The organism is Streptomyces sp. MBT65 (assembly GCF_016612545.1).
GTDB lineage: Bacteria > Actinomycetota > Actinomycetes > Streptomycetales > Streptomycetaceae > Streptomyces.
Genome location: NZ_JAENRY010000536.1, coordinates 1 through 2622 on the forward strand (window position 1 = coordinate 1; position 2622 = coordinate 2622).

Sequence of the window (2622 nt, forward strand, 5' to 3'; positions counted from 1 at the left end):
GAGCGGAACCGTGAGGCGGCCGGCTCAGGGGAGCCGGGCCTCACGGTTCCGCTCCCGCACCCTCGCCCGCAGCACCTCCTCCTGCCCCGCGGGCCCCGTCGACTCCGGCGGGCAGTCCCACTCCCGGCCCCCGGCGACCGGCCGCAACTGGACCAACCCGCCCACGTGTCCCATCACTTCGCCGACCCGCCCGTCCCGTACGTCCACGGCGTGCGCGCCGATCGGGGGCCGTTCCCCGCGCAGTACGGACGCGAGCTTCTCGGCGGTACGGACGTTGCACCGCCCCAGCGTGACGAGCGCGAACCTCTCGTCGCTCGCGCCGGTCACCGGGTCCACGCACAGGGACGGCAGGGCCACACCGACACCGGTGAGCGCGTCCCGCAGCGAGGCGACGACTTCTTCCGTCGACCGCAGCATTCCTTGCACCTCCACACAGAGTTTGCTGTTCGCAACACAGCGTGGCGGGTGGGTGTCTAACCTGGCCATACGGGGAGCCCCAACAAACTCGGGTGTTCAGGCAGGGAGTTGCTGTGGCAGGACAGAAAGACCTCGACCCGTCGTCATCACCCCGCGCACTCCTGGGCGCCGAACTCCGCCACGCCCGCGAGAAGGCGGGCCTCAGCCAGGAGGAGTTGGGGCAGCGGCTGTTCGTGAGCGGGTCGTTCATCGGTCAGTTGGAGTCGGGGACGCGGCGGATGCTGCCGGAGTACGCGCGGATGCTGGACGTGGAGTTGGGGACGGGGGACTTCTTCACGCGGAATTGTGGGGCGGCGGCGAAGTCGAAGTATCCCGAGCACTTCGCGGAGGCGGCGGAGGCGGAGGCGTCGGCTACGGAGATCAGGCAGTACTCGACGATGCTCATCCCCGGGTTGCTCCAGACGCCCGAGTACGCACGGGCCGTGTGCCGCGCCTACCAGCCCACGGCGACGGACGACGTGATCGAGGATCTCGTGACGGCCCGGATCGAGCGGACTCGGCTCCTCGACGACCCAACAGCACCGCTGTTGTGGGCGATTGTCGACGAAGCCGCGTTGCGTCGGGTGTCAGGCGGCCCTGCGGTCATGACAGCGGCCCTGCACCGCATCACCGGCCTGATCCGCCGGAACCGGGTCATCGTGCAGGTGCTGCCGTTCGAGGCAGGGGCACACCCAGCCATGCAGGGCTCCATCAAGCTCATGGACTTCAAGGACGCCCCACCACTGGTCTACTTCGAGGGAGTCGGCACCGGACGCCTGGAGGACGACCCGAGCACCGTCAGGCACCACCGCCTCACCTACGAACTCCTCGCGGCCTGTGCGCTCTCCCCCGAGAAGTCCCTGGTCTTGATCGAGGAGATGGCGCAGGATTACGCCCATGAGGAGCAACCCTGAGTACGACCTGGACGCGGCGGTCACTTGGCACAAGTCCAGCTACAGCGGAGGCAGCGGAGGCGACTGCTTGGAGGTCGCGCGCTGGCGCAAGTCGACGTACAGCGGAGGTGACGGCGGCGACTGCCTCGAAGTCGCCGACGGCCACCCCGCCCTCGTCCCCGTCCGTGACTCCAAGAACCCCCACGGTCCCAAACTCATCTTCCAGGCCGCCACATGGTCCACGTTCGTCGAAGACCTCAAGCACGCCTGACCCGGCACATCACTCCATGCGGTGACGTTTTCCAATACCCCGAGTATGCTGTTTACGACATACTACGGTGCACCACATGGACACCTTGTACGTGATCGAGTTGGAGCCAGAGGTGCGGTCCTGGCTTGAACTCCTGCCCGACAACCACCACCGCAAAGTGGAGGAGTACGCCGAACTGCTGGCCGCCTCTGGGACGCAGACGCCCGTGCCCTTCGCCCGCCCTTTGGAAGAGGGCGTGTACGAATTGCGCCCCACGCTCGGCGGCCTGGACACCCGGATCACGTACTGGTTCGCACCAGGTCGGCGCATCGTGCTCCTCAGCGTCTTCCGCAAGACTCGCATGCATGAAGCGGCCCAGGTAGCGCGCGCGGTGGCCGCCCGCAAGGTCTGTGCCACCGAGCACGGGCCGGCTCACACCACGTACAGTCGCGGCGAAAAAGGAGGCACGCGATGAGCCACACCCGCTGGAAGCTGGCCCGTGAGAAGAGGCTGACCGAGGAGTACACCGAATCCCCGGAGGTCGCTGCCGAGCACGCGGAGATCCGGTTGGCCATGGCCTTCGCCAAGGCGGTGTACGACCGTCGGCTGGAACTGGGGCTGACACAGACACAGCTCGCGGAGCGGGCCGGTCTGACGCAGGCGAAGATCTCGCGCGTCGAAGGCGCCGACACCGTACCGACCCTCCCCTTGCTGCGCCGTCTGACCCTGGCCCTGAACGCCTCGCTGAACATCGCCCTGGACGACGACCACGAGGAAGTCACCTTCACCGCCCACCCGGCAGCCTGAGGGCAACCCGGCCTGTCCCGCGAGCCCCCGTGCACGACCTCAAGCACCCCAAGCAGCAAGCCGAGTTAGGCCCTTCAGCCCCTCCCGCTGAGTACCGGTACTCATGCCCGGCCGCCCCCTTCGGTCCACCGTTGTGACACCACACACCGGACCGAACCGAAGGACGACGCCTCGATGCCGCAGCCCTCGCCCTCCCGCCCGCGCCCCCTCCTCGTA

Annotated in this window: 5 protein-coding genes; 4 read left to right on the top strand and 1 reads right to left on the bottom strand. The window is 67.9% G+C overall.

Features of this window, described 5'->3' with window-relative positions; translation table 11 throughout:
* Positions 1–24 precede the first annotated feature (24 nt).
* Positions 25–417, bottom strand: a complete 393-nt coding sequence (locus JHN63_RS49865; protein WP_200691755.1) for a hypothetical protein — start codon at positions 415–417, stop codon at positions 25–27.
* Positions 418–530: 113 nt separating this feature from the next.
* Between JHN63_RS49865 and JHN63_RS49870 the strand changes: the two genes are divergently transcribed.
* The 4 genes from JHN63_RS49870 (at position 531) to JHN63_RS49885 (ending at position 2406) form a co-directional block, all read left to right on the top strand.
* Complete coding sequence (locus JHN63_RS49870; protein ID WP_200691756.1) at positions 531–1370, top strand: helix-turn-helix transcriptional regulator; 840 nt, start codon at positions 531–533, stop codon at positions 1368–1370.
* Complete coding sequence (locus JHN63_RS49875) at positions 1354–1620, top strand: DUF397 domain-containing protein (RefSeq protein WP_200691757.1); 267 nt, start codon at positions 1354–1356, stop codon at positions 1618–1620. Before JHN63_RS49870 ends, JHN63_RS49875 begins: the two co-directional genes overlap by 17 nt.
* A gap of 76 nt (positions 1621–1696) precedes the next feature.
* Entirely contained in the window at positions 1697–2074 is a 378-nt protein-coding gene (locus JHN63_RS49880; RefSeq protein ID WP_200691758.1) for a type II toxin-antitoxin system RelE/ParE family toxin, read from the top strand.
* Positions 2071–2406: a helix-turn-helix domain-containing protein gene (locus JHN63_RS49885; protein ID WP_200691759.1), complete on the top strand. Its 336-nt coding sequence runs from the start codon at positions 2071–2073 to the stop codon at positions 2404–2406. Before JHN63_RS49880 ends, JHN63_RS49885 begins: the two co-directional genes overlap by 4 nt.
* Positions 2407–2622: the final 216 nt, after the last annotated feature.

Coding starts and splice junctions, on each gene's coding strand:
- JHN63_RS49880 (WP_200691758.1), top strand. CDS start 1,697: ATGGACACCTTGTACGTGATCGAGTTGGAGCCAGAGGTGCGGTCCTGG.
- JHN63_RS49885 (WP_200691759.1), top strand. CDS start 2,071: ATGAGCCACACCCGCTGGAAGCTGGCCCGTGAGAAGAGGCTGACCGAG.
- JHN63_RS49865 (WP_200691755.1), bottom strand. CDS start 417: ATGCTGCGGTCGACGGAAGAAGTCGTCGCCTCGCTGCGGGACGCGCTC.
- JHN63_RS49875 (WP_200691757.1), top strand. CDS start 1,354: ATGAGGAGCAACCCTGAGTACGACCTGGACGCGGCGGTCACTTGGCAC.